Origin of the sequence: Halomonas elongata (assembly GCF_029081005.1) — a bacterium.
GTDB lineage: Bacteria > Pseudomonadota > Gammaproteobacteria > Pseudomonadales > Halomonadaceae > Halomonas > Halomonas elongata_B.
Genome location: NZ_JAJQTQ010000003.1, coordinates 183,891 through 204,288 on the forward strand (window position 1 = coordinate 183,891; position 20,398 = coordinate 204,288).

General features: G+C 65.1%; 18 protein-coding genes. 13 read left to right on the forward strand and 5 right to left on the reverse strand.

Annotation, left to right across the window (positions count from 1 at the left end; all coding sequences use genetic code 11):
* Positions 1-17 precede the first annotated feature (17 nt).
* Positions 18-1,472: a M48 family metalloprotease gene (locus LU493_RS03625; RefSeq protein ID WP_275286426.1), complete on the reverse strand. Its 1,455-nt coding sequence runs from the start codon at positions 1,470-1,472 to the stop codon at positions 18-20.
* A gap of 142 nt (positions 1,473-1,614) precedes the next feature.
* Here LU493_RS03625 and LU493_RS03630 point away from each other — a divergent pair, with 142 nt between their 5' ends.
* Positions 1,615-1,863, forward strand: coding sequence for a sulfurtransferase TusA family protein (locus LU493_RS03630; RefSeq protein WP_275286427.1), 249 nt, complete (start codon positions 1,615-1,617; stop codon positions 1,861-1,863).
* A complete protein-coding gene (locus tag LU493_RS03635; RefSeq protein WP_275286428.1) occupies positions 1,860-2,978 on the forward strand; it encodes an AI-2E family transporter in 1,119 nt (372 codons plus the stop codon). Before LU493_RS03630 ends, LU493_RS03635 begins: the two co-directional genes overlap by 4 nt.
* Positions 2,979-2,997: 19 nt before the next feature.
* Here LU493_RS03635 and LU493_RS03640 read toward each other — a convergent pair whose 3' ends face one another.
* Positions 2,998-3,474 (reverse strand): peroxiredoxin, encoded by a 477-nt coding sequence (locus tag LU493_RS03640; RefSeq protein WP_275286429.1) that lies wholly within the window; start codon positions 3,472-3,474, stop codon positions 2,998-3,000.
* Positions 3,475-3,658: 184 nt separating this feature from the next.
* Here LU493_RS03640 and dapA point away from each other — a divergent pair, with 184 nt between their 5' ends.
* The 4 genes from dapA (at position 3,659) to purC (ending at position 7,149) form a co-directional block, all read left to right on the forward strand.
* On the forward strand, positions 3,659-4,543 hold the full coding sequence (gene dapA / locus LU493_RS03645) for a 4-hydroxy-tetrahydrodipicolinate synthase (RefSeq protein WP_275286430.1): 885 nt from the start codon (positions 3,659-3,661) through the stop codon (positions 4,541-4,543).
* 46 nt (positions 4,544-4,589) lie between these two features.
* Positions 4,590-5,564, forward strand: a complete 975-nt coding sequence (locus LU493_RS03650; RefSeq protein WP_275286431.1) for an outer membrane protein assembly factor BamC — start codon at positions 4,590-4,592, stop codon at positions 5,562-5,564.
* Positions 5,564-6,355, forward strand: a complete 792-nt coding sequence (locus LU493_RS03655; RefSeq protein WP_275286432.1) for an MBL fold metallo-hydrolase — start codon at positions 5,564-5,566, stop codon at positions 6,353-6,355. The genes LU493_RS03650 and LU493_RS03655 overlap by 1 nt, the downstream gene beginning before the upstream one ends.
* Positions 6,356-6,435: 80 nt before the next feature.
* A complete protein-coding gene (gene purC / locus LU493_RS03660; RefSeq protein ID WP_275286433.1) occupies positions 6,436-7,149 on the forward strand; it encodes a phosphoribosylaminoimidazolesuccinocarboxamide synthase in 714 nt (237 codons plus the stop codon).
* Positions 7,150-7,426: 277 nt separating this feature from the next.
* Here the strand turns inward: purC and tsaA are convergent, their stop codons facing one another.
* Positions 7,427-8,164, reverse strand: a complete 738-nt coding sequence (gene tsaA, locus LU493_RS03665) for a tRNA (N6-threonylcarbamoyladenosine(37)-N6)-methyltransferase TrmO (RefSeq protein ID WP_275286434.1) — start codon at positions 8,162-8,164, stop codon at positions 7,427-7,429.
* Positions 8,165-8,256: 92 nt separating this feature from the next.
* On the opposite strand from tsaA, the gene LU493_RS03670 reads away from it, so the two are divergent.
* Positions 8,257-8,814, forward strand: a complete 558-nt coding sequence (locus LU493_RS03670) for a GNAT family N-acetyltransferase (RefSeq protein WP_275286435.1) — start codon at positions 8,257-8,259, stop codon at positions 8,812-8,814.
* A gap of 7 nt (positions 8,815-8,821) precedes the next feature.
* On the opposite strand, the gene nadC is transcribed toward LU493_RS03670, so the two are convergent.
* Positions 8,822-9,673, reverse strand: coding sequence for a carboxylating nicotinate-nucleotide diphosphorylase (gene nadC / locus LU493_RS03675; protein ID WP_275286436.1), 852 nt, complete (start codon positions 9,671-9,673; stop codon positions 8,822-8,824).
* A gap of 80 nt (positions 9,674-9,753) precedes the next feature.
* On the opposite strand from nadC, the gene ampD reads away from it, so the two are divergent.
* The 6 genes from ampD (at position 9,754) to LU493_RS03705 (ending at position 17,924) form a co-directional block, all read left to right on the forward strand.
* Complete coding sequence (ampD, locus tag LU493_RS03680; protein WP_275286437.1) at positions 9,754-10,317, forward strand: 1,6-anhydro-N-acetylmuramyl-L-alanine amidase AmpD; 564 nt, start codon at positions 9,754-9,756, stop codon at positions 10,315-10,317.
* A 347-nt stretch (positions 10,318-10,664) separates the two neighbouring features.
* Positions 10,665-13,343 (forward strand): pyruvate dehydrogenase (acetyl-transferring), homodimeric type, encoded by a 2,679-nt coding sequence (gene aceE, locus LU493_RS03685; protein ID WP_275286438.1) that lies wholly within the window; start codon positions 10,665-10,667, stop codon positions 13,341-13,343.
* A 72-nt stretch (positions 13,344-13,415) separates the two neighbouring features.
* Positions 13,416-15,413: a pyruvate dehydrogenase complex dihydrolipoyllysine-residue acetyltransferase gene (gene aceF / locus LU493_RS03690; RefSeq protein ID WP_275286439.1), complete on the forward strand. Its 1,998-nt coding sequence runs from the start codon at positions 13,416-13,418 to the stop codon at positions 15,411-15,413.
* A 258-nt stretch (positions 15,414-15,671) separates the two neighbouring features.
* Complete coding sequence (gene adk, locus LU493_RS03695; protein WP_275286440.1) at positions 15,672-16,328, forward strand: adenylate kinase; 657 nt, start codon at positions 15,672-15,674, stop codon at positions 16,326-16,328.
* 127 nt (positions 16,329-16,455) lie between these two features.
* On the forward strand, positions 16,456-17,160 hold the full coding sequence (gene tsaB, locus LU493_RS03700; protein WP_275286441.1) for a tRNA (adenosine(37)-N6)-threonylcarbamoyltransferase complex dimerization subunit type 1 TsaB: 705 nt from the start codon (positions 16,456-16,458) through the stop codon (positions 17,158-17,160).
* Positions 17,157-17,924 carry a class I SAM-dependent methyltransferase gene (locus LU493_RS03705; RefSeq protein WP_275286442.1) on the forward strand — a complete coding sequence of 256 codons (768 nt, stop codon included), beginning with the start codon at positions 17,157-17,159 and terminating at the stop codon, positions 17,922-17,924. The genes tsaB and LU493_RS03705 overlap by 4 nt, the downstream gene beginning before the upstream one ends.
* 10 nt (positions 17,925-17,934) lie before the next feature.
* On the opposite strand, the gene plsB is transcribed toward LU493_RS03705, so the two are convergent.
* Positions 17,935-20,370 carry a glycerol-3-phosphate 1-O-acyltransferase PlsB gene (plsB, locus tag LU493_RS03710; RefSeq protein WP_275286443.1) on the reverse strand — a complete coding sequence of 812 codons (2,436 nt, stop codon included), beginning with the start codon at positions 20,368-20,370 and terminating at the stop codon, positions 17,935-17,937.
* Positions 20,371-20,398 lie beyond the last annotated feature (28 nt).

Here is a 20,398-nt window from a genome sequence, read left to right on the forward strand (position 1 = left end):
GCCTGATACTCGTCGCTCTAACGAAAGTCTTCCATCGTATCCCGGTAATCGATGAAGGCGTCACGGCGCTGCTCGATTCGGGCGATGGCATTGGCGTCGCCGGCTTGTTCGGCGACGTCCTTGGCGATCTCCAGCTGTTCGATGCCCCGGTCGATGCGGCCGGTGAGCTGGAGCTGTTCGGCTCGGGCGAGGTGCCCCCAGGCCTTGCGGTCGCTGTGGCCGGCGGCCTCGGCGAGCAGGGCGAAGACCTGGGGATCTTCCGAATGCTGCCCGGCCAGATCGTGCAACACGCGGTAGGCCGCATCGGGGTCGCGTTGGAGCAAGGCTTCCCCCAGCACCAGCGTGGTGGGCGCATAGCCCGGCATCAGGCGCAATTGCCGTCGGCTGCGTGAAATGGCGTCGTCGATGCGGCCGGCCTCCAGTGCGACCTGTGCCGCCGTGGCGGGCAGCATCGCCAGGTCGGGATGCTGGCGTGCCAGGGCGTCCAGGGTGTCCAGCGCCTCGCCGGTGCGTCCCTGTTCGGCATCGATCAGCGCCCGAAGGTAGCGTCGGGCGTCCTCGGGGGCCGAATCGCGGGCCTGGAGAGTGGCGGCCTGATCGGGATCCCGGTCATGAATGGCCACCAGGGCCCTGGCTCTCACCAGTTGATATTCGAGGCTTTCCCCGCGAGTGGCATCGACAGCCATCTGATCGACTCGCCCCTGGGCGTCGCTGATGCGTGATTCCGTTACCGGGTGGGTCAGCAGGAATTCCGGCGGGTTGCCGCCCTGCAGGGCGATCATGCGCTGCATGGTGCGAAACATGTCGACCATGGCTTGAGGATCGTAACCGGCGCCTGCCATGGTCTGCAGACCGGCACGATCGGCTTCGTGCTCGAAGCGCCGCGAATAGGCCAGTTGATCCTGAATGAAGGCGGCCTGGGAGCCCATGGCGGCGGCGATGCCGGCGTCTCCGCCACCACTGGCGGCGATCAGCATGCCGGCCAGCATGGCGGCCATGGCGGGAATCTGGGTCTGCTCGGCACGCGCCTTGCCACGGGCATAATGGCGTTGCGACAAGTGGCCGAGCTCGTGGGCGATCACCGAGACCATTGGGGCTTCCTGGTCGGAGAAGGCGAACAGGCCGGCGTTGATGCCGATGACGCCGCCGGGCACGGCGAAGGCATTGAGCTGGTCGCTGGCGACCAGCGTGCTGATCGGGTGGATGCCGTCGAGCGAGCTGTAGGGCAGCAGACGTGCTACCAGGGAGTCCACGTATGCCTGGGTGATGGGATCCTGCCAGATGGGCGCACGAGCGCGAAACTGGCGCAGCCAGGCGCGGCCGAGTCGAACTTCCTCACCACTGACGGCCTGAGTATCGCCACTGACCAGGCTGGGCAGCTCGGGCGGCTCGAGGTCGAGGGCAGCGCCCGGGGTCGCCAGTGCCAGGCACAGGGCCGCGATGCCGAGGCAGGTTAGGGGTCGACGTTGCATGGCTTCCTCGTCACGGAACAGGGGGAGGCGCTCATCATCCGACATTGATTCAGTCGACAAAGTGCCTTTAAATCCCAAGAGTTCATGTCGGAGGCGCGCCTCTGCCGATCCGGCATGCCCAAGCATTCTCCCGGGAGACAACATGACTGTGCAACCCGACGATGTGCTCGACGCACGTGGTCTTCCCTGTCCGTTACCCTTGCTCAAGGCCAAGCAGGCTCTGGCCCGACTGGCGCCGGGAGAGCTGCTGGAAGTGATGGCGACCGATGGGGGGTCCTGGCGAGACTTCGAAACCTTCATCGCGCAGAGTGGCCATGAGATGCCGGCTCGCGAGGAACGCGGCGACGTCTATCACTACTGGATCCGCAAGGCGGGGGAGCGCGCTCGATGACCCTGAGGTCGCTGCTTCGAGGCTGGATGGAGCGTTATTTCTCCGACGAGGAAGCCGTCATCCTGCTGCTGGTGCTGGTCCTGGGCTTCGCCGTGGTGATCTGGCTGGGGCAGATGCTGGCCCCTTTCCTGACCTCGCTGGTCATCGCCTTCCTGCTCCAGGGAGCGGTCAATGGCCTGACGCGTCGGCGGGTGCCTCACTTGCTGGCGGTGTTGCTGGTGTTTCTCGGCTTTCTCGGCGTGCTGCTGGCGATGGCGCTGATCCTGATGCCGTTGATCTGGAACCAGTTGGTCAACCTGCTGCAGGAAACCCCTCGGATGTTCGCCAGTGGGCAGTCTCTGCTCGATGATCTCCAGGCCCGCTATCCGCAGCTGGTGACGCCGGACCAGATTCAGTCCTGGATCGGCATGGCCGGCCGCGAGATGACCCAGCTTGGCCAGCGTGCGCTGTCGCTGTCGCTGTCGTCGCTCGGTAACGTGCTGTCGCTGATCATCTATCTGGTGCTGGTGCCGATCCTGGTGTTTTTCATGCTCAAGGATCGTGACCGTCTGGTGGGCTTCACGGTGTCGCTGTTGCCGCAACGCCGTGAGTTGATGACACGCATCTGGCACGAAATGGACGACCAGATCGCCAACTATGTACGCGGCAAGTTCATCGAGATCATCATCGTCGGCAGTGTGGCCTTCTTCACCTTCATCTGCTTCGGCCTGCCGTATTCGGCATTGCTGGCCGTGCTGGTAGGGCTCTCGGTGCTGGTCCCCTATATCGGGGCGGCCGTGGCCACGCTGCCAGTGGCGGCCGTCGCGGGCTTTCATTTCGGTATCAGCGAGCAGTTTGCCTATGTGCTGATTGCCTATGGCGTCATCCAGGCGCTGGATGGCAATGTCCTGGTGCCGGTGCTGTTCTCCGAGGCGGTCAACTTGCACCCGGTCTCGATCATCCTGGCGGTGCTGTTCTTCGGCGGTATCTGGGGGTTCTGGGGAATCTTCTTCGCCATTCCGCTGGCGACGCTGCTCAAGGCGCTGGTCTATGCCTGGCCGAGGGGGATCCAGCAGCGCCGCGAAGAAGTGTCGGCGGAGGAGCCCGTCGAGACCGGTGAAGGTATCGACGGGTAAGAGCCGCCGGGTCCGGACGTCACTCGCCGGCGTGCAGTGCCCGGGCGGCTTCCAGGACCTCGGCCACATGGCCCTTGACCTTGACGCCTCGCCATTCCCGGGCGAGATTGCCCTCGACGTCGATCAGGAAGGTGCTCCGCTCGATCCCCAGGTGTTCCTTGCCGTACAGCTTCTTGAGCTTGATGACATCGAACAGCCGGCAGACGGCTTCATCCTTGTCGGAGATCAGCGGGAAGTTGAAGTCCTGCTTGGCCTTGAAGTTTTCCTGGGCGCGGATGCCATCCCGGGAGATACCGATGACCACCGTGTTGGCGGCATCGAACGACGTCTTGTTGTCGCGGAAGTCGCCACCCTCGGTGGTGCAGCCGGGGGTGCTGGCCTTGGGGTAAAAGTAGATCACGACCTGCTTGCCGCGCAGTTCCGACAGCGTCAGTCGGGTGTCGCCGGTGGCGGTCGCGGTGAAGTCGGGAACTGGCTGACCGAGGGTGAGGCTCATGGCGTCTCCTGGGCTGGTGAGGAAATGGGGCCCTGATTACACGCAACCTCGCACGAACTGTAAAGTCGTCGCTGTACAGGCCCTGACGCCCTGAGTACCATTTGACCCTTGGCGGCGAGACATCGACCGGGCGCGAGCCCGCAGAGGCCGCGTATATCAGGCAGGCCGGGAGGATGAGTAGAGGATGATCACGGGTAGCATCGTCGCGCTGGCGACACCGATGAAAGTCAATGGCGATATCGACTGGGAGGCGCTGCGCCGCCTGGTTCATTTCCATCTCGACAACGGGACCGACGCCATCGTCGCGGCGGGCACCACCGGTGAACCGACGACCATGTCGTTCGCCGAGCACTTCGACGTGATTCGCGCCGTGGTGGAGGAGGTCGGTGGCCGTATTCCGGTGATTGCCGGTACCGGTTCCAACAACACCACCGAGGCGGTGGAACTGACCCGCTATGCCAAGGAGGTCGGAGCCGACTATTGCCTCACCGTGGCGCCCTACTATAACAAGCCGACCCAGGAAGGCCTCTATCAGCACTTCAAGGCCATTGCCGAGACCAGCGACTTGCCGGTGATTCTCTACAATGTGCCGGGTCGCACTTGCTCCGATATCTATAACGAGACGGTGCTGCGCCTGGCCGAGGTGGACAATATCGTCGGCCTCAAGGATGCCACCGGCAATCTGGAGCGCGCCGAGGACCTGATCGCCCGTCTCGAAGGCAGCGATTTCATGCTCTATTCCGGTGATGATGGCACGGCCTGCGACTTCATGCTGATGGGGGGACACGGCGACATCTCGGTGACGGCCAATGTCGCGCCTCGGGCCATGCATGACCTGTGTGTCGCCGCCGTCGCCGGCGAGACCGACAAGGCGCATCAGATCAATACTCGATTGATGCCGCTGCACACCAATCTGGGCATCGAGGCCAATCCGATTCCGGTCAAGTGGGCCCTGAACCGGATGGGCATGCTGGAGTCGGGCATCCGTCTACCGCTGACCTGGTTATCCGAGAAGTATCACTCTACCGTCAGCGAAGCCCTGCAGCTGGCAGGTCTGATCGAAGACTGAGCGGTGGCCGAGGCCATCCCCCAATGATATGACGCAAGGTGGACGCATGAACTCTGCGCTGAAATGGATGCCGCTGCTGGCCGCTCTGGCCCTGGCGGGTTGCGCTCGGGAAGGCTACTACGACAACCGCAGCGTCGATTACGCCAAGGCCGAAGAAGGTGCGCCCCTGGCGCTGCCCGATACGCGCAATACGCGTCGTTACCGCGATGCCATGCCGGTGCCGGATGCCCCCGGCGCCTTCGCCTCACAGGGCGACGACTTTCGGGCGCCTCCTCCCCGTGCCCTGAATGCCGGCAGCGGTGTCTCGGCCGGTGAAGTGGCCCGCCGTGAGGCCGGCGATCAACGCTGGTTGGTGGTGGGTGCTACGCCCGGCGTCGTCTGGTCCGAGGTCGACGACTTCGTCACCACCCGTGGGTTGAACGTGATATCTCGGGACGACAGCCGTGGTGTGCTGGAGACCGACCAGGGCCGCATCAGTGTCGTCCCGGGGCTGCAGCAGGGGGAGAGCGAGGTCCGCTGTGAGCAGGGAGGCGCTTCCGTCGACGGGTGCCTGCGGGCCCTGGAGCGTCGCTTCGAGCAACGCAGCAACCTGGCCAGCGCCACGGCCTCCGGGCTCTCGGCCCAGGGCCAGATGGGCCAGCAGGATCGCTCGCCTCGCCTGGCCCAGCGTGACGACGAATGGCAACTGGTGCTGCCCTACGACATCGAGCGTGCCTGGGCCGAACTCAGCGCTCAACTCGACGCCGATTTCTCCCTGGAAGGACGTCGTCAGCTGGTGGAACGTGACATCGGTTCGCATTCCTTCCTGGTCGACTACCTGCCGCTCAGCGAGCGTAGTCGCGGGCTCTGGGACTCCTTGACCTCGATGGATTTCGATGAGGAATCGAGTCGACTGCGTCTGGTGCTGAGCCGCCAGGGGGCGCGTCAGACGCTGGTGCGCGCCAGCGCCGTCGGCGATGAAACGCTCGCGGCGGACGACCGGCGCGAACTGCTGGAACGCGTCGGAGGCTTGCTGCGCTGATGACGGCGCCGCTCGATGACCCGGGTCGATTGCGCTTCGCGTCCCTGGGCAGCGGCAGCAAGGGCAATGCGACCCTGGTGAGCGACGGCGAGACGCACCTGCTGGTCGACTGTGGTTTCGGGCTCAAGGAGACCGAACGCCGGCTGGGACGGCTCGGCCTGCACCCACGCCAGCTCGACGCCCTGCTGGTGACCCATGAACATGGCGATCACCTGCGTGGCGTCGGCCCCCTGGCCAGGAAATACGGCATGCCCGTCTACTTGACGCCGGGGACCTGGATGGCGGGCCGCACCGGTCGACTGCCTCATCGCCACTGGATAACGCCCCAGTCGCCCTTCCGGGTCAGGGGGATCGAGATCGACCCGGTCACCGTGCCCCATGATGCCCGGGAGCCGGTGCAGTTTCGTCTTTCCGCCGCCGGGCGGTGGCTTGGCCTGCTGACCGATCTCGGTCATCCCAGCTCCCATGTGGTCGAGGCCTTCCACGGCTGCGATGCCCTGGTGCTGGAATGCAACCACGATGTGCGGTTACTGGAGACGGGGCCTTATCCACCGAGCCTCAAGCGCCGGGTCGGTGGCCGCTGGGGACACCTCGCCAATGAACAAGCCGCCTGGCTGCTGCAGCGGCTGGGCCTGGATCGGCTGCAACACATCGTCTGCTCGCACCTGTCCGAACACAACAACCGCCCCGAACTGGCCGTGGAAGCGCTGGACCCGCTGCTCGACGGAGAGACGTCGCGTCTGACGGTGGCCGCTCAGGATCAGGGGGTGGACTGGCGGATGATCCGCTGAACATACAGAGGCGCCCGAGACCGCCCGCCGTGCTCTCGGGCAATGCCTAGGCTATACATCATATTGCCCTGGAGGCTCCCATGGACAAGCGTCAAGAACTCTATGCCGGCAAGGCCAAGTCGGTTTATGCCACCGATGATCCCGATCGCCTGATCCTGCACTTCCGCGATGACACCAGCGCTTTCGATGGTGAGCGCATGGAGTCGCTGGCGCGCAAGGGCAAGGTCAACAATCGCTTCAATGCCTTCATCATGGAGAAGCTGCAGGAGGCGGGAATTCCCACCCACTATGAGCGGCTGCTTTCCGACACCGAGAGCGTGGTCAAGAAGCTCGACATGCTGCCGGTGGAGTGCGTGGTGAGGAACATCGCCGCGGGAGGCCTGGTCAAGCGCCTGGGCGTGGAAGAGGGCAGCGAGCTGGCGCCACCCACCTTCGAGCTGTTCCTCAAGGATGATGCCCTGCACGACCCGATGATCAACGAGTCGCTGGCGGAGACCTTTGGCTGGGCGACGCCCGAGCAGCTCGCCGAAATGAAGTCCCTGACGTACCGGGTCAATGATGTCCTCAAGCAGCTGTTTGCCGATGGCGGCCTGCTGCTGGTGGACTACAAGCTCGAGTTCGGCCTCTTCCAGGGGGGGATCGTGCTGGGTGACGAGTTCTCGCCGGACGGCTGCCGCCTGTGGGATGCCAGGACGCGGGAGAAGCTCGACAAGGACCGTTTCCGGCAGGGGCTTGGCGGTGTCATTGAAGCCTACGAAGAAGTCGGCAAGCGGATTGGCGTCGACTTCTCTTGAAGACGCACTGATTCATTGCTGCGCTCGACGACCCACAGGGACGCGGGAAGTGCGTTGGCCCGTCGGGAACGGGCCTAGCGATCCTGACCGCCGGCGGTGCTCGCCATCCTCATGTAGCAGGCTACACTCCGGTGGCTGTGCTCCGGCGGCGGCCAGCCTCTCGTCGCTCGCGACATGAATCAGTACATCTTCTGGTTATGTGGGGCGTTCAGGCGAGCTGACGGCCCCGGCATACGACGACGCCCTCCTCAGAGGGCGTCGTCGTTTGTTTCTCTGCCTACACCACCACGATCTCGACGACTTCCAGCAGTGTCTCGCCTTCGCCCTGGTCGTCGGTATTGGCCAGCGCACGGAAGCGCACGTCCACGTCGCGCAACCGCACGCCGTAGACCCGTTCTTCCGCGCCCTTGCGATAGGCGGGGCGGGGGTCCTGGGCCAGTACCTGCTGAATCAGGGCGCGCAATGAATCGGCGTCGGGGCGAGCGTCGAGGGTGGCCTGCGCAGCGCGGTTGATGCGTACCGGTAGGCGGGGCGGTGGTTCGGGGGCGAAACCGGCGCGAGCTTCGGGTCGGGATTCCGCCCAGGGCAGGTAGGGCTTGATATCCAGCACCGGGGTGCCGTCGACGAGGTCGACGCTACGCAGTCGCAGGCATACACCGGCGTCATCGGTGTCGATGCCTTCGAGTTCCACCAGCGATTGCCCGAGACGGTTGGGACGGTGGGTGCTGCGGCTGGCGAAGACGCCGATTCTGGCGTTGCCACCCAGGCGGGGCGGGCGCACCAGCGGCGTCCAGCGTTCGGGGCTGAGGTGGAAGAGAAAGGTCACCCAGAGATGGCTGAAAGCCTCCAGGCCGCGTACCGTCAAGGGGTCGTCGAAGGGAGCGGTCAGCACCAGGCGGGCTCGGGCGGCATCGGCGAGCCCGGGCTGGCGAGGCACGCCGAACTTGTCGGGGTAGTCGCTTTCGATGTGGCCGATGGGCGTCAGGGTGACATGGGAGCAGGGGGATGCGGGCATTCTCGATTCCACGGCTTGTCGCGTTCGGGCATTGGCCCGGGCGCCTGGCTTCTGTAGTCTCTTGGCGGTTTCATCATCTCAGGAAGTCACGCATGCGTCATGCCGACATCGAGGGGGCATCGGAGACACCGTGCCACGATGCCTCCCAGGAACGGAAAGCGCCACGCATTTTCTACCGCCTCGCTCAGGTGAAGGACGGTGCCGATCAGGCCGAGGTCTTCCATCATGCCGTGATGCAGGGGGCCATGGGCTATTACGATCAAGAGGCCCGGGAGGCCTGGGCCGCCGTGCTGCCCAGGGATGGTAGTGCCTGGGTAGCGCGACAGGCGCTCTACACCACCCTGGTGGCGAGTTGCGATGGTCGCTGCGTGGGGTTTCTGGAGCTCGACCTGCGACATGATCGCGTGGAGTCGCTCTACGTATGGCCTTCGCTGGCCCGCCGTGGCATCGGTTCGACCCTGCTGGTGCATGCTGAGCGCCTGCTGGTCGAGCGTGGCGCCGGCCGGGTCGATATCGCCGCCAGCCTGGTGCTGGCCGACGGCCTGGAAAACCGCGGCTGGCGACGCGTTCGCGAGGAGTGGGTCGAGCGCGGCGGCCAACAGCTGCGTCGACGGATCCTGGAAAAATCGCTGGTAGCTGTCGAAACCTGAGAGGGTGTCAGCCGTCCAGCTCGAGAAAGCGCATCGACAGATCGATCGCCTTGACGTCCTTGGTCAGGGCGCCGCTGGAGATACAGTCCACGCCAGTGCCGGCGATGGCCTTGAGCGTGGAGTCGTCGACATTGCCGGAGGCCTCCAGGGTGGCGCGTCCGGCGGTGCGTCGCACGGCTTCGCGCAGGTCTTCCAGCGAGAAGTTGTCGAGCATGATCACGTCCGCGCCGGCCTCGAGGGCCTGGTCGAGTTCCTCGAAGTTTTCCACCTCGACCTCCACCGGCAGGTCCCGGGCGATATCCCGTGCTTCCCTGACCGCCGCGGCGATGCCGCCGCAGGACGCGATATGATTCTCCTTGATCAGGAAGGCGTCATAGAGACCGATGCGGTGATTGTGGCCGCCACCGCAGGACACCGCGTATTTCTGCGCCAGGCGCAGGCCGGGTAGTGTCTTGCGGGTGTCCAGCATGCGAACGCCGGTTCCATCGAGCAGGTCGACGTAGTGGCGGGTACGCGTGGCGGTGCCCGAAAGCGTCTGCAGCAGGTTCAGCGCCGCCCGCTCGCCGGTCAGCAGGCTGCGTGCCGGTCCTTCGAGCTCGAGAAAGACCTGGTCGGCGCTCAGCCGGTCGCCGTCGGCGGCCTGCCAGTGCAGGATGACGCGGGGGTCGAGGCGACGGAAGAGTTCGTCGACCCAGGCCACGCCGCACAACACGGTGTCCTCCCGGGTGATCACCCGGGCACGGGCCCAGTGTTTCTCGGCAATCAGTTCGGCGGTGATGTCGCCGGGGCCGACATCCTCGGCCAGCAGCCGGGCGGCGCTGTCGCGGATTTCTTCGGCGAGGGCATCCTGATAGTGCATGGCGGGGATCGTCTCTGTGCTGGAAAGCGGGAGACGTTCATTATAGAGGAAAGCGAAGCATCGACGTCAGGGGGAAAGGCATGCCGATTGATCAGGGCTGGCTGGAGGAGGCGCGTCGTGTGACGTCGCCCAATCAGGACGCACGACCGAAGGATGAGGTGTCCTTGCTGGTCCTGCATTCCATCAGCCTGCCGCCGGGCGTGTTTTCCGGCGATGCCATCGAGCGCTTGTTCACCAATCGTCTGGATGCCGAGGCGCATCCCTATTTCGCCGGAATCCAGGGATTGCGGGTATCGGCTCACCTGTTGATCCGGCGCGATGGCGATTGTGTGCAGTTCGTGCCGTTCACGGCTCGGGCCTGGCACGCCGGACGTTCATGGTGGCGCGATGGCAAGCGCTGGCGTCGGGCGCTGAACGATTTTTCGGTGGGTATCGAGCTGGAAGGGGATGAGGTGACGCCCTATACCGAGGCGCAATACCGTTCCCTGGTGCACGCCACCCAGTCCCTGCGGGCGTACTATCCGGCCATCACGCCTGAGCGCATCACCAGTCACGCCCGTGTTGCACCACTACGCAAGAGTGACCCCGGTCCGGCCTTCGATTGGGCCTATTTTCGCCAATTGTTGAGCGAAGTGACTCGATAGTGCGTAAAAAAACATTCATTTTGCCCGCTCATGCCCCCGGACCCTCGAGGCAGCTAGTTGTTCTACTAACTCGGCTTTTCTGGTGCGATCCACTATGAAGGCGCGTGTTACCCCACGGGTTATGGGTGTCAGCATGGTTTTGAAAAAAATTTCCATGTCTGTTTCAATTGGCAGCAGTGAGTGTTTACGGTATCGTCAGCGCACCCACCGACATTGGTCGCGTTGTCTTGTAAAACGACTACAAATCTGGCAGATGGCGTGGAGTCGCTTCCATGCCTTCCCACAGAAGAGCGCCACACGCCCCTCGCTGCGGGGCTGTCGCCCCACCGTCATTCGGAGAGACGTCTATGAGTCTTGAGACACGAGAAGATCTCGATCCGGTCGAAACCCAGGAGTGGTTGGATTCCCTGGAGTCGGTTCTGGATCGCGAGGGTGAGGACCGGGCCCGGTACCTCATGACCCGGCTGGCTGATCGTTATCGCCGCGATGGCATGCAAGTGCCCTTCTCGGTGACGACACCGCATCGTAACACCATTCCGGTGCATCGTGAGGCGCCTATGCCGGGCGACCTGTTCATGGAGCGTCGCATCCGTTCGCTGGTCCGCTGGAACATGGCCGCCATGGTGACCCGGGCCAACAAGGCCAACAAGGGTATCGGCGGTCACCTGGCCAGCTTCATGTCCAGCGCGACCCTCTATGACGTGGGCTTCAACCATTTCTTCCGCGCCGCCAACGGCGATTTCAAGGGTGATCTGGTCTTCATTCAGGGTCACAGCTCCCCGGGCGTCTATGCCCGTGCCTTCCTCGAGGGGCGCCTGACTCAGGATCAGATGGACAAGTTCCGCCAGGAGGTGGATGGCGATGGCCTGTCGTCCTATCCACACCCCTGGCTGATGCCGGATTTCTGGCAGTTGCCCACGGTTTCCATGGGGCTGGGGCCGATCATGGCCATCTACCAGGCCCACGTCATGAAGTACCTGGATCAGCGTGGTCTGCAGCCGATGCAGGATCGCAAGGTCTGGGCCTTCCTCGGCGATGGCGAATGCGACGAGCCGGAGACGCTGGGGGCGATCCACCTCGCCAGCCGCGAGAAGCTCGACAACCTGAACTTCGTCATCAACTGCAACCTGCAGCGCCTGGACGGCCCGGTGCGTGGCAATTCGCGCATCATGGACGAGCTCGAGGGCGTGTTCCGCGGTGCCGGCTGGAACGTCATCAAGGTGGTCTGGGGTCGGCTGTGGGATCCGCTCTTCGAGAAGGACAAGAAGGGCATCCTGCAGAAGCGCATGGACGAGGCGGTCGACGGCGAGTACCAGAACTACAAGGCCAACGGCGGTGCCTATACCCGGGAGCACTTTTTCGGCAAATACCCCGAGACCGCCGAGCTGGTCAAGGACATGTCCGACGATGACATCTGGAAGCTCAACCGCGGCGGCCATGACCCGTTCAAGATCTATGCGGCCTATCATGAAGCCTTCCATAACGCCAACGGTCGTCCCACCGTCATCCTGGCGCATACCGTCAAGGGTTATGGTCTGGGCGCCGCCGGCGGCGAGGCCGACAACGAGGCCCACCAGGTCAAGTCTATCGACGACCCGGATGTCCTGAAGGACTTCCGCGATCGTTTCGGCATTCCGGTCTCCGACGAGCAGATCGAGAACGAGATGCCTTACTACAAGCCGGACGACGACAGCCCGGAGATGAAGTACATGCATCTCCAGCGCGAGCGTCTGGGCGGTTACCTGCCGGCGCGCAATCCGGACTTCGAGGCCCTCGAGATCCCGTCTCTCGAGGACAAGACCTTCGCCTCGCAGCTGAGCGGCTCGAAGGGCCGTGAAGTCTCCACGACCATGGCCTTCGTGCGTATTCTCAATGGCCTGGTCAAGGACAAGAAGATCGGCAAGCGAGTCGTGCCGATCGTGCCCGATGAGGCACGTACCTTCGGCATGGAGGGCATGTTCCGCCAGCTCGGCATCTACACCTCCGAGGGGCAGAAGTACGAGCCCATGGACAAGGGCCAGTTGATGTTCTATCGCGAGGACCAGGCGGGTCAGGTCCTCGAGGAAGGCATCACCGAGGCCGGCGCCATGTCGTCCTGGATCGCCGCCGCGACCTCCTACAGCAACCATGGCCTGCCGCTGCTGCCGTTCTACATCTACTACTCGATGTTCGGCTTCCAGCGCATCGGCGACCTGGCCTGGGCTGCCGGCGACATGCAGGCACGCGGCTTCCTGATCGGCGGCACCGCCGGGCGCACGACCCTGAATGGCGAGGGGCTGCAGCACCAGGATGGCCACAGCCACCTGCAGGCCTCGATGATCCCGAACTGCCGCAGCTACGATCCCACCTATGCCCATGAGGTGGCGGTCATCGTCCAGGATGGCCTGAAGCGGATGTACGCCGACAAGGAAAACTGCTTCTACTACCTGACGGTGATGAACGAGAACTACGAGCAGCCGGCCCTGGAGGAGGTGCCCACCGAGAGCATCATCAAGGGCATGTACCTGCTGCGCGAGACGCAGGGCGACAAGGCCCGCGTCCAGCTGATGGGCTCCGGCACCATCCTGCTCGAGGTCGAGGCTGCCGCCGAGCTGCTCGCCGAGGAGTGGGGCGTGGGCGCCGATATCTGGAGTGTCACCAGCTTCAACGAGCTGCGTCGCGAGGCTCTGGAAATCGATCGTCAGGCCTTCCTCAAGCCGACCGAAGAGCCGGGCAAGCCGCACGTCACCGCTTGCCTGGAGGGTCGGCAGGGGCCGGCCATCGCCTCTACCGACTACATGAAGTTGTTCGCCGACCAGGTCCGCGCCTGGGTGCCGACCGACTATCATGTACTGGGCACCGATGGTTATGGCCGTTCCGATACCCGCGAGAAGCTGCGTCACTTCTTCGAGGTCAATCGCTACTTCGTCACCGTGGCCGCCCTCAAGGCGCTGGCCGATCGTGGCGAAATCGATCGCAAGGTCGTGGCCGAGGCCATCGAGAAGTACGGCATCGACCCCAACAAGCCCAACCCGCTTGAGGTGTGAGTCGTCGACCGATCCGGTGGCATGGCGGGCCGTCAGGGCCCGCCCCCGTCAAGAGTTTGAAGGAGCGCGACCTTGAGTAGCGAAATCATCAAAGTGCCCGATATCGGTGGCGATACCGATGTCGAAATCATCGAGATCGCGGTGTCGGAAGGCGATGTCATCGAGCCCGAGGACACCCTGATCACACTGGAATCCGACAAGGCCAGCATGGACGTGCCGTCGCCCCAGGGCGGCAAGGTGCTGAAAGTGCTGGTCAAGGAGGGCGATACCGTCTCCGAGGGTGACGGCATCGTCGAAATCGAGGCCGAAGGCGGCGGTGACGCCGGCGATGGCGAAGATGAAACCTCCGAGGAGGCGTCGAGCCCGGCGCCGGACGAAGCGTCGGCCGACGAGGCACCGGCCGAGCCAGCCGCCGCGTCCGGTGGCGGTACTCGCACCGTGGATATCAAGGTGCCCGACCTCGGCGGCGCGTCCGATGTCGAGATCATCGAGGTGGCGGCCAGCGAGGGCGACACACTCGATGCCGAGGACACCCTGATCACCCTGGAGTCCGACAAGGCCTCCATGGATGTGCCGAGTCCCCATGCCGGCAAGCTGGTCAGCCTGACGGTCAAGGAAGGCGACACCGTGTCCGAGGGCGACGTGATCGGCAGCATGGAAATCGCCGGCGAGTCGGGCGGGGGCGAGGTGAGCGAGCCTGCCCCGGCCGCCGAGTCACCGAGCGAGCCGGAAGCCGATGCCGCGCCCGAGACCTCCGACGAGTCCGCCGGCGGCGAGCCTGAGCGCAAGGAAGTCCGTGTGCCGGATCTCGGTGGTGCCAGCGACGTGCCGATCATCGAGCTGGCGGTCGCCGAGGGCGATGAGGTCGAGGCAGAGGATCCGCTGATCACGCTGGAATCCGACAAGGCCTCCATGGACGTGCCGAGCCCCCACAAGGGCAAGCTGGTCGAGCTGAAGGTCAAGGAAGGCGATAGCGTCTCCGAAGGCGACGTGATCGCCATCATCGAGACCGCCGGCGCCAAGCCCGCACCGAAGAAGGCCGAGCGGAAGCCGACCGAGGCGCCGAGTGCCAAGCGCGAATCGAGCGACGACAAGCCTGCCGCGCCGGTCGGCCGGCCGAGCCCCGAGGCGGAGATGGCGGCTCACAAGCCCCGCGACGGCAAGCTGGTGCATGCCGGTCCGGCGGTCCGCATGCTGGCTCGCGAACTGGGGGTCGATCTGGGGCTTGTCAAGCCCAGTGGTCCCAAGGATCGGGTGCTCAAGGAAGACGTGCATGCCTACGTCAAGCAGGTGATGGCTGGTCAGGCCAAGGCGCCCGCGGGGGCTGCCGCCGAGGGTGGTTCGGGCATCCCGCCGATCCCCGACGTCGACTTCAGCCAGTTCGGCGAGGTCGAGGAGCAGCCGATGGGTCGCCTGATGAAGATGGGCGCGACCAACCTGCATCGCAGCTGGGTCAACCTGCCCCACGTGACCCAGTTCGACGAGGCCGATATCACCGAACTGGAGGCCTTCCGCAAGTCCATGAAGGCCGAGGCGGAGGCCCAGCTCACGCCGCTGCCGTTCCTGATCAAGGCCTGTGCCTTCGCGCTCAGGAAGTTCCCGCAGTTCAACGTCAGCCTGAAGAGCGACGGCGAGACCGTGGTGCACAAGAAATACGTGCACATCGGCATCGCCGTGGATACACCGGACGGGTTGATGGTGCCGGTGATCCGTGACGCCGACCAGAAGTCGCTGATCGATCTGGCCAAGGAATCCGTCGAGCTGGCCGGCAAGGCGCAGTCGAAGAAGCTCAAGCGCGAAGAGATGACCGGAGGCTGCTTCACCATCTCCAGCCTGGGCTCCATCGGTGGCACGGCCTTCACGCCCATCGTCAACGCCCCGGAGGTCGCCATCCTCGGCGTCTCCAAGTCCCAGACCAAACCGGTATGGGATGGTCAGGCCTTCCAGCCACGGCTGATGATGCCGCTGTCACTTTCCTATGACCACCGTGCGGTCAATGGTGCCGACGCGGCGCGCTTCACCGCCTTCCTGGGACAGGTGCTGACGGATATCCGTCGCTTGCTGCTCTGAGAAGCGTCGATGCCATGACCATGACGACGGCGCCGAGAGGCGCCGTCGTTGTCTGTGGGCGTCATGGCCGCCACGGGCTTCTGCTTTCGGCGGGAAGACGAAAGTGCTAGTGAGCCTAACTCATTGGTATCGAGGTTTTTTTTCAGCTCCTTGGGGGCTGGGCGTATTGCGCCGCTTGTCTGGCGAGAATGGCACGGGTATGGTTCGCTTCTCCCTTTTTCAATCTACGACACTTCCCGTTTTCAAGGAGCAAGTCACATGCGTTTGATCCTGTTGGGCGCTCCCGGCGCCGGCAAGGGCACCCAGGCCCAGTTCATCTGCGAACGCTTCGGCATTCCGCAGATCTCCACCGGCGATATGCTGCGTGCCGCCGTCAAGGAAGGCAGCGAGCTGGGCCTCCAGGTCAAGGAAATCATGGAGACCGGCGGCCTGGTGTCCGATGACCTGATCATCTCACTGGTCAAGGAACGCATCGCGCAGCCCGATTGCGCCAATGGGTTCCTGTTCGACGGCTTTCCGCGCACCATTCCGCAGGCGGATGCCATGAAGGATGCCGGTGTGAAGATCGATCATGTCCTCGAGATCGCCGTGCCCGACGAGGAAATCGTCAATCGTCTGGCGGGGCGTCGTGTCCACCCCGCTTCCGGCCGGGTCTATCATGTCGACCTGAATCCGCCTCGCGAGGCGGGCAAGGACGACGTCACCGGCGAGGCACTGATCCAGCGTGATGACGACAGCGAAGCCACGGTGCGTAACCGTCTGTCCGTCTATCACGACCAGACGGCGCCCCTGGTCGAGTATTATCAGGATTGGGCCAGCCAGGAACCCGAAGTGGCGCCTCGCTATCATCGCGTCGAGGGCGTGGGTAGCGTCGACGGCATCACCGGGCAGGTGATCGCCGCCCTCGAGAGCTGAGGAAAGGCGGGCAACCTGTCTTCGCTCGCGACGGAATCCCACGCTTTTCTTCGTTCTGATAACGGCCCGCATTGTGCGGGCCGTTGTCGTATAATGCCCCGACATTTTCCATCATCGCGTATCTCCCATGCCGATCCTGCTGGCCCTGGATGCCTCCTCGAGCGCCTGTTCCGCCGCCTTGTTGCGCCGCCAAGACGACCGTCCGGACGAGTTGATCTCCCGTTTCGAGCTTGCCCCACGGGCGCATACACGACGCCTCCTGCCGATGGTCGACGAGGTGCTCGACGAGGCCGGCGTGACGCCCACCGACCTCGATGCCGTCGCCTATGGTCGAGGCCCTGGCTCCTTCACTGGGCTGCGCATTGCGGCGGGTGCCGCCCAGGGGCTGGCCTTCGGCCTGGATCGTCCCCTGCTCGGCGTCTCGACGCTTCAGGCCCTGGCCCTGGGGGCTCATCGACGCCATCACTATCGTTACCTGATCACGGCCCTGGATGCGCGCATGGGCGAGGTCTATGCCGCTTGCTGGCGCTGCCACCAGGGTCGGGTGGAAGCGCTGGACCAGGAGGCGGTGCTGCCGCCGGAACGGCTACGGTTGCCCGAAGGGCATGACGATCACGACTGGGTCGGCGTCGGATCCGGCTGGACGTTGCGGCAGTCCATGCCTGCCGGGACACAGGCGGCCATGAGCCTGTGCCTGCCGGACCTGGATGTCGCTGCCGAGGATCTGGTGCTGTTGGCCGCCGAGGCCTTTGCCGCCGGCGAGGGCCGGCCGGCTCATGAGGTACAGCCGGTCTATCTGCGTGACCAGGTCGCCTGGCGCAAGTCGCAATGAGCACTGGTAGCCGCGTCGCGGTCGAGGGCGCTGCAGACCTTGCCGCGCGCTGGGGGCTGCCCCTGCGCGTCGACGCACCGGAGGCCCCGTTGGTGTTGCGCCGTGAGGGCGAACGACTGGTGCTGGCCGGTGATCCGGGCAATTACGGCAATCCCCTGGCGGTGGATTTCGTGGCCGGGCGGGTCGCCCATCGCCGCCGCTTCGGCGGAGGACGAGGTCAGTTGATCGCTCGGGCCTGTGGCCTCGGCAAGGGCGTGACGCCCTCGGTGGTGGATGCCACCGCAGGACTGGGCCGCGACGCCTTCGTGCTGGCGTCACTCGGGGCCGAGGTGCTGCTGGTCGAGCGCGTACCGGCCATCGCCGCCTTGCTGGAGGACGGCCTGGCCCGTGCCGCCGCCGATCCCGATACCGCCGAGATCGCATCACGCATGAGGCTCGCGCATGGCGATGCCGGTCGTGACCTGGCGCACCGGGTAGAGGAAGGGGGCATCGAGCCCCAGGTCATCCACCTGGACCCCATGTTTCCCCATCGCGCCAAGTCGGCACTGGTCAAGAAGGAAATGCGGCTGTTCCGCGAACTGGCCGGCGACGACGCCGATGCCCCGCGGCTGCTGGAAGCGGCGCTGGACGTGGCGACGCATCGCGTGGTCGTCAAGCGACCGCGCAAGGCGCCCCCCATCGAGGGGCCGGCGCCACGGCATACCCTCGAAGGCAAGACCAGCCGCTATGACCTGTATGTTCATCGCTCGCTCAACGCATCATAGCGGTCGTGTCTCACACCTCGGCATGTCGCGCGATTCGCTGCAGGCGATGACGCAGCGCCGGGTCGAACAGTGTCTGTCCGCGTAGCGCGCCTTCGCGCAGCCGCGAACCGTAATACAGTCGTCCTTCCCGGGTGCGCAGCCAGCCTTCGGCCTCGAGGCTATGCACCAGGCCCGCGAACAGTCGTGCGTCGAAGAATTCCGGCGAATCGCGTCCGGTCAGGCGCGCCAGGCGTTCGGCCAGCTGTCGGGTACGTTCGGTCAAGGCGTCACGGGTGAAGTGCCCCGGGGCCTCACCGAGCAGTACCGAGAGCAGCAGGTAACCGCGTTCCAGCGGGGGCTGCATGAGCCGGCCCAGCATGCGCAACTGTTCCCCGCCGGTCAGCGAAGTGGTGCGCCGCCATGTCTCGGCGTCACGTTCCAGTAGCCCCTGCGTGGCGAGGGATTCAAGTGTGTCGGCCAGTGCCTCGCGCAACGAGGCCGCGGGCGCGATGGCGAATTCCCGAACCAGTACCGGCCAGCTCGGTGCCAGCAGGCGCTCCAGGCCGTCCAGGGTGTGGCTGGCCTGGTGGCGGAAGGCGAAGGCGGCAAGGCCGGTGAGCGCATAGAGGTGCAGGACGTTGTTGCGATACCAGCCCAGCAGCGTGGCCCGGGCCGGGGCGGCGGTGACCAGGTCACCCAATGCATGAGGGTGATACTCGAGCATGCCCAGCGAGCGTACCTGATCGATCCAGTCGCCGGGCTCGCCGGGCGGCAGGGCGATGGCGCTTTCACGGCCCAGCGCGGCCAGCAGCGTCAGGTGGCGCTCCAGCAATGCCGCTTCGATGGCATGGTGCGGCGTGGCCAGGATGCCGAGGGCGACCAGGTTGACCGGGTTGAGCGAGGCGGCGGCATTGATGCGCCGCGTCAGCGTTTCACCGAGCTCGGTGACCGCGGCGCGTCGCCAGTCGGGGCGCGCATCCTCGGTGGAAGCGTCGCGCCAGTCTGGCCTGAGGTGGTCGAGGAAGTCGGCCAGCGACAGCGGATCGCCGATGTTCACCGCGACGCGGCCATGGGGCTCACGCAGTCGCCGCACGATTCGCAGCAGGGCCAGCGGTGACTCCTTGCGCTTGCGGCCACCGGCGAGTTCGCGCTGATAACTGGCTTCCTCGAGGATGCGTTCATAGCCGATGTAGACCGGCACGAAGACCAGCGATGGCGTGCCTTCCCGCTGGCTGCGCAGGAAGGAGTCCAGGGTCATGGACAGCATGCCGGGGCGGGGCGGCAGCATCCTGCCGCTGCGCGACCGGCCGCCCTCGATGAAGTATTCCAGTGGATGCCCGCGGTTGAGCAGGCGATGCAGGTATTCCTTGAAGACCGCCGAATACAGGGGCTGGCCCCGGAAGCTGCGGCGCATGAAGAAGGCGCCACCGCGACGCAGCAAGGGGCCGATCAGGGGCATGTCGAGATTGCGTCCGGCGGCGATGTGCGGAGGCATCAGCCCCTGGGTATAGAGCACATAGGACAGCAGCAGATAGTCGATGTGGCTGCGATGACAGGGCACGTAGACGAGGGTGTGCTCACCGGCCAGGGCCTTGACGCTTTCCAGTCCTCGCGCATCGACGCCATCGTAGAGACGGTTCCACAATCGGCGCAGCACACCATCGAGGAAGCGCAGCACCGGGTAGCTCATGCTGGAGGCGATCTCCCGGCCATAGCGTCGTGCGCGTCTCGTCAGACGCGAGCGCTGGCGGGGCGACTGACCGGCCTGGTCGTCGATGGCGCGACGCACCGGCTCGCTGCGTGCCACGCCTTCGATCATGGTCCGGCGGTGGGACAGGTCCGGCCCCAGTACCCGAGAGCGCATGCGCCGGAAATGCACGCGCAGCAGGCGGGCGGCCTTGCGGTCGGTGAGAGACGGCTCGCGTCCGTCGTCGAGTTCGGCGAGGCGCAGGGGAGCGCCGAAATGGACCTCCAGATCGCGGCCGTTGACCATGACCGCCAGCAGGCGTCTCAGCCGACCGGTGAGGCGCCAGCTGTCGGCCGCCAGTAGTTGCCAGAGACCGAAGCGCTTGCCCGGGGCGCGCCCCCAGAAGATGCTGACGGGGACCAGTTGAATGTCGCGGCCGGTGTCACGGTACGCCTCGATGGCTGCCTGGAAGGGCGAGCGTGAGCCTTGTCGGCGTTGCCACAGGCGTCGCCGCGTGCTGGGCAGCGAGAGCTGGGCGGGCAGGGTGTGTGCACCGAGTTGCCTCGGCGTGATGGCGTCGGGCAGGTCCTGTTGGCGGGTCAGGACCTCGAGCAGCAACCCGTCGGAGAGAGACGAACGCGGCAGGACATACAGGGTTGTCAGGTCGGGATCGAGCCCGAGGGACGCCGGGGCGGGTTCGAGCAGGCGTACCTGGGTCCAGGCGTCGATCAGTCGGCGCAAGGGCGCGCGGAGTGGATTGACGGGAGCGGCGTTGGCCATGCGGTCGCCCTTGAGGAGGATGAACGGG

Excerpts from the sequence above, each read along its gene's own strand:
- LU493_RS03625 (WP_275286426.1), bottom strand. The coding sequence starts at position 1,472 with ATGCAACGTCGACCCCTAACCTGCCTCGGCATCGCGGCCCTGTGCCTG.
- LU493_RS03630 (WP_275286427.1), top strand. The coding sequence starts at position 1,615 with ATGACTGTGCAACCCGACGATGTGCTCGACGCACGTGGTCTTCCCTGT.
- LU493_RS03635 (WP_275286428.1), top strand. The coding sequence starts at position 1,860 with ATGACCCTGAGGTCGCTGCTTCGAGGCTGGATGGAGCGTTATTTCTCC.
- LU493_RS03640 (WP_275286429.1), bottom strand. The coding sequence starts at position 3,474 with ATGAGCCTCACCCTCGGTCAGCCAGTTCCCGACTTCACCGCGACCGCC.
- dapA (WP_275286430.1), top strand. The coding sequence starts at position 3,659 with ATGATCACGGGTAGCATCGTCGCGCTGGCGACACCGATGAAAGTCAAT.
- LU493_RS03650 (WP_275286431.1), top strand. The coding sequence starts at position 4,590 with ATGAACTCTGCGCTGAAATGGATGCCGCTGCTGGCCGCTCTGGCCCTG.
- LU493_RS03655 (WP_275286432.1), top strand. The coding sequence starts at position 5,564 with ATGACGGCGCCGCTCGATGACCCGGGTCGATTGCGCTTCGCGTCCCTG.
- purC (WP_275286433.1), top strand. The coding sequence starts at position 6,436 with ATGGACAAGCGTCAAGAACTCTATGCCGGCAAGGCCAAGTCGGTTTAT.
- tsaA (WP_275286434.1), bottom strand. The coding sequence starts at position 8,164 with ATGCCCGCATCCCCCTGCTCCCATGTCACCCTGACGCCCATCGGCCAC.
- LU493_RS03670 (WP_275286435.1), top strand. The coding sequence starts at position 8,257 with ATGCGTCATGCCGACATCGAGGGGGCATCGGAGACACCGTGCCACGAT.
- nadC (WP_275286436.1), bottom strand. The coding sequence starts at position 9,673 with ATGCACTATCAGGATGCCCTCGCCGAAGAAATCCGCGACAGCGCCGCC.
- ampD (WP_275286437.1), top strand. The coding sequence starts at position 9,754 with ATGCCGATTGATCAGGGCTGGCTGGAGGAGGCGCGTCGTGTGACGTCG.
- aceE (WP_275286438.1), top strand. The coding sequence starts at position 10,665 with ATGAGTCTTGAGACACGAGAAGATCTCGATCCGGTCGAAACCCAGGAG.
- adk (WP_275286440.1), top strand. The coding sequence starts at position 15,672 with ATGCGTTTGATCCTGTTGGGCGCTCCCGGCGCCGGCAAGGGCACCCAG.
- tsaB (WP_275286441.1), top strand. The coding sequence starts at position 16,456 with ATGCCGATCCTGCTGGCCCTGGATGCCTCCTCGAGCGCCTGTTCCGCC.
- LU493_RS03705 (WP_275286442.1), top strand. The coding sequence starts at position 17,157 with ATGAGCACTGGTAGCCGCGTCGCGGTCGAGGGCGCTGCAGACCTTGCC.
- plsB (WP_275286443.1), bottom strand. The coding sequence starts at position 20,370 with ATGGCCAACGCCGCTCCCGTCAATCCACTCCGCGCGCCCTTGCGCCGA.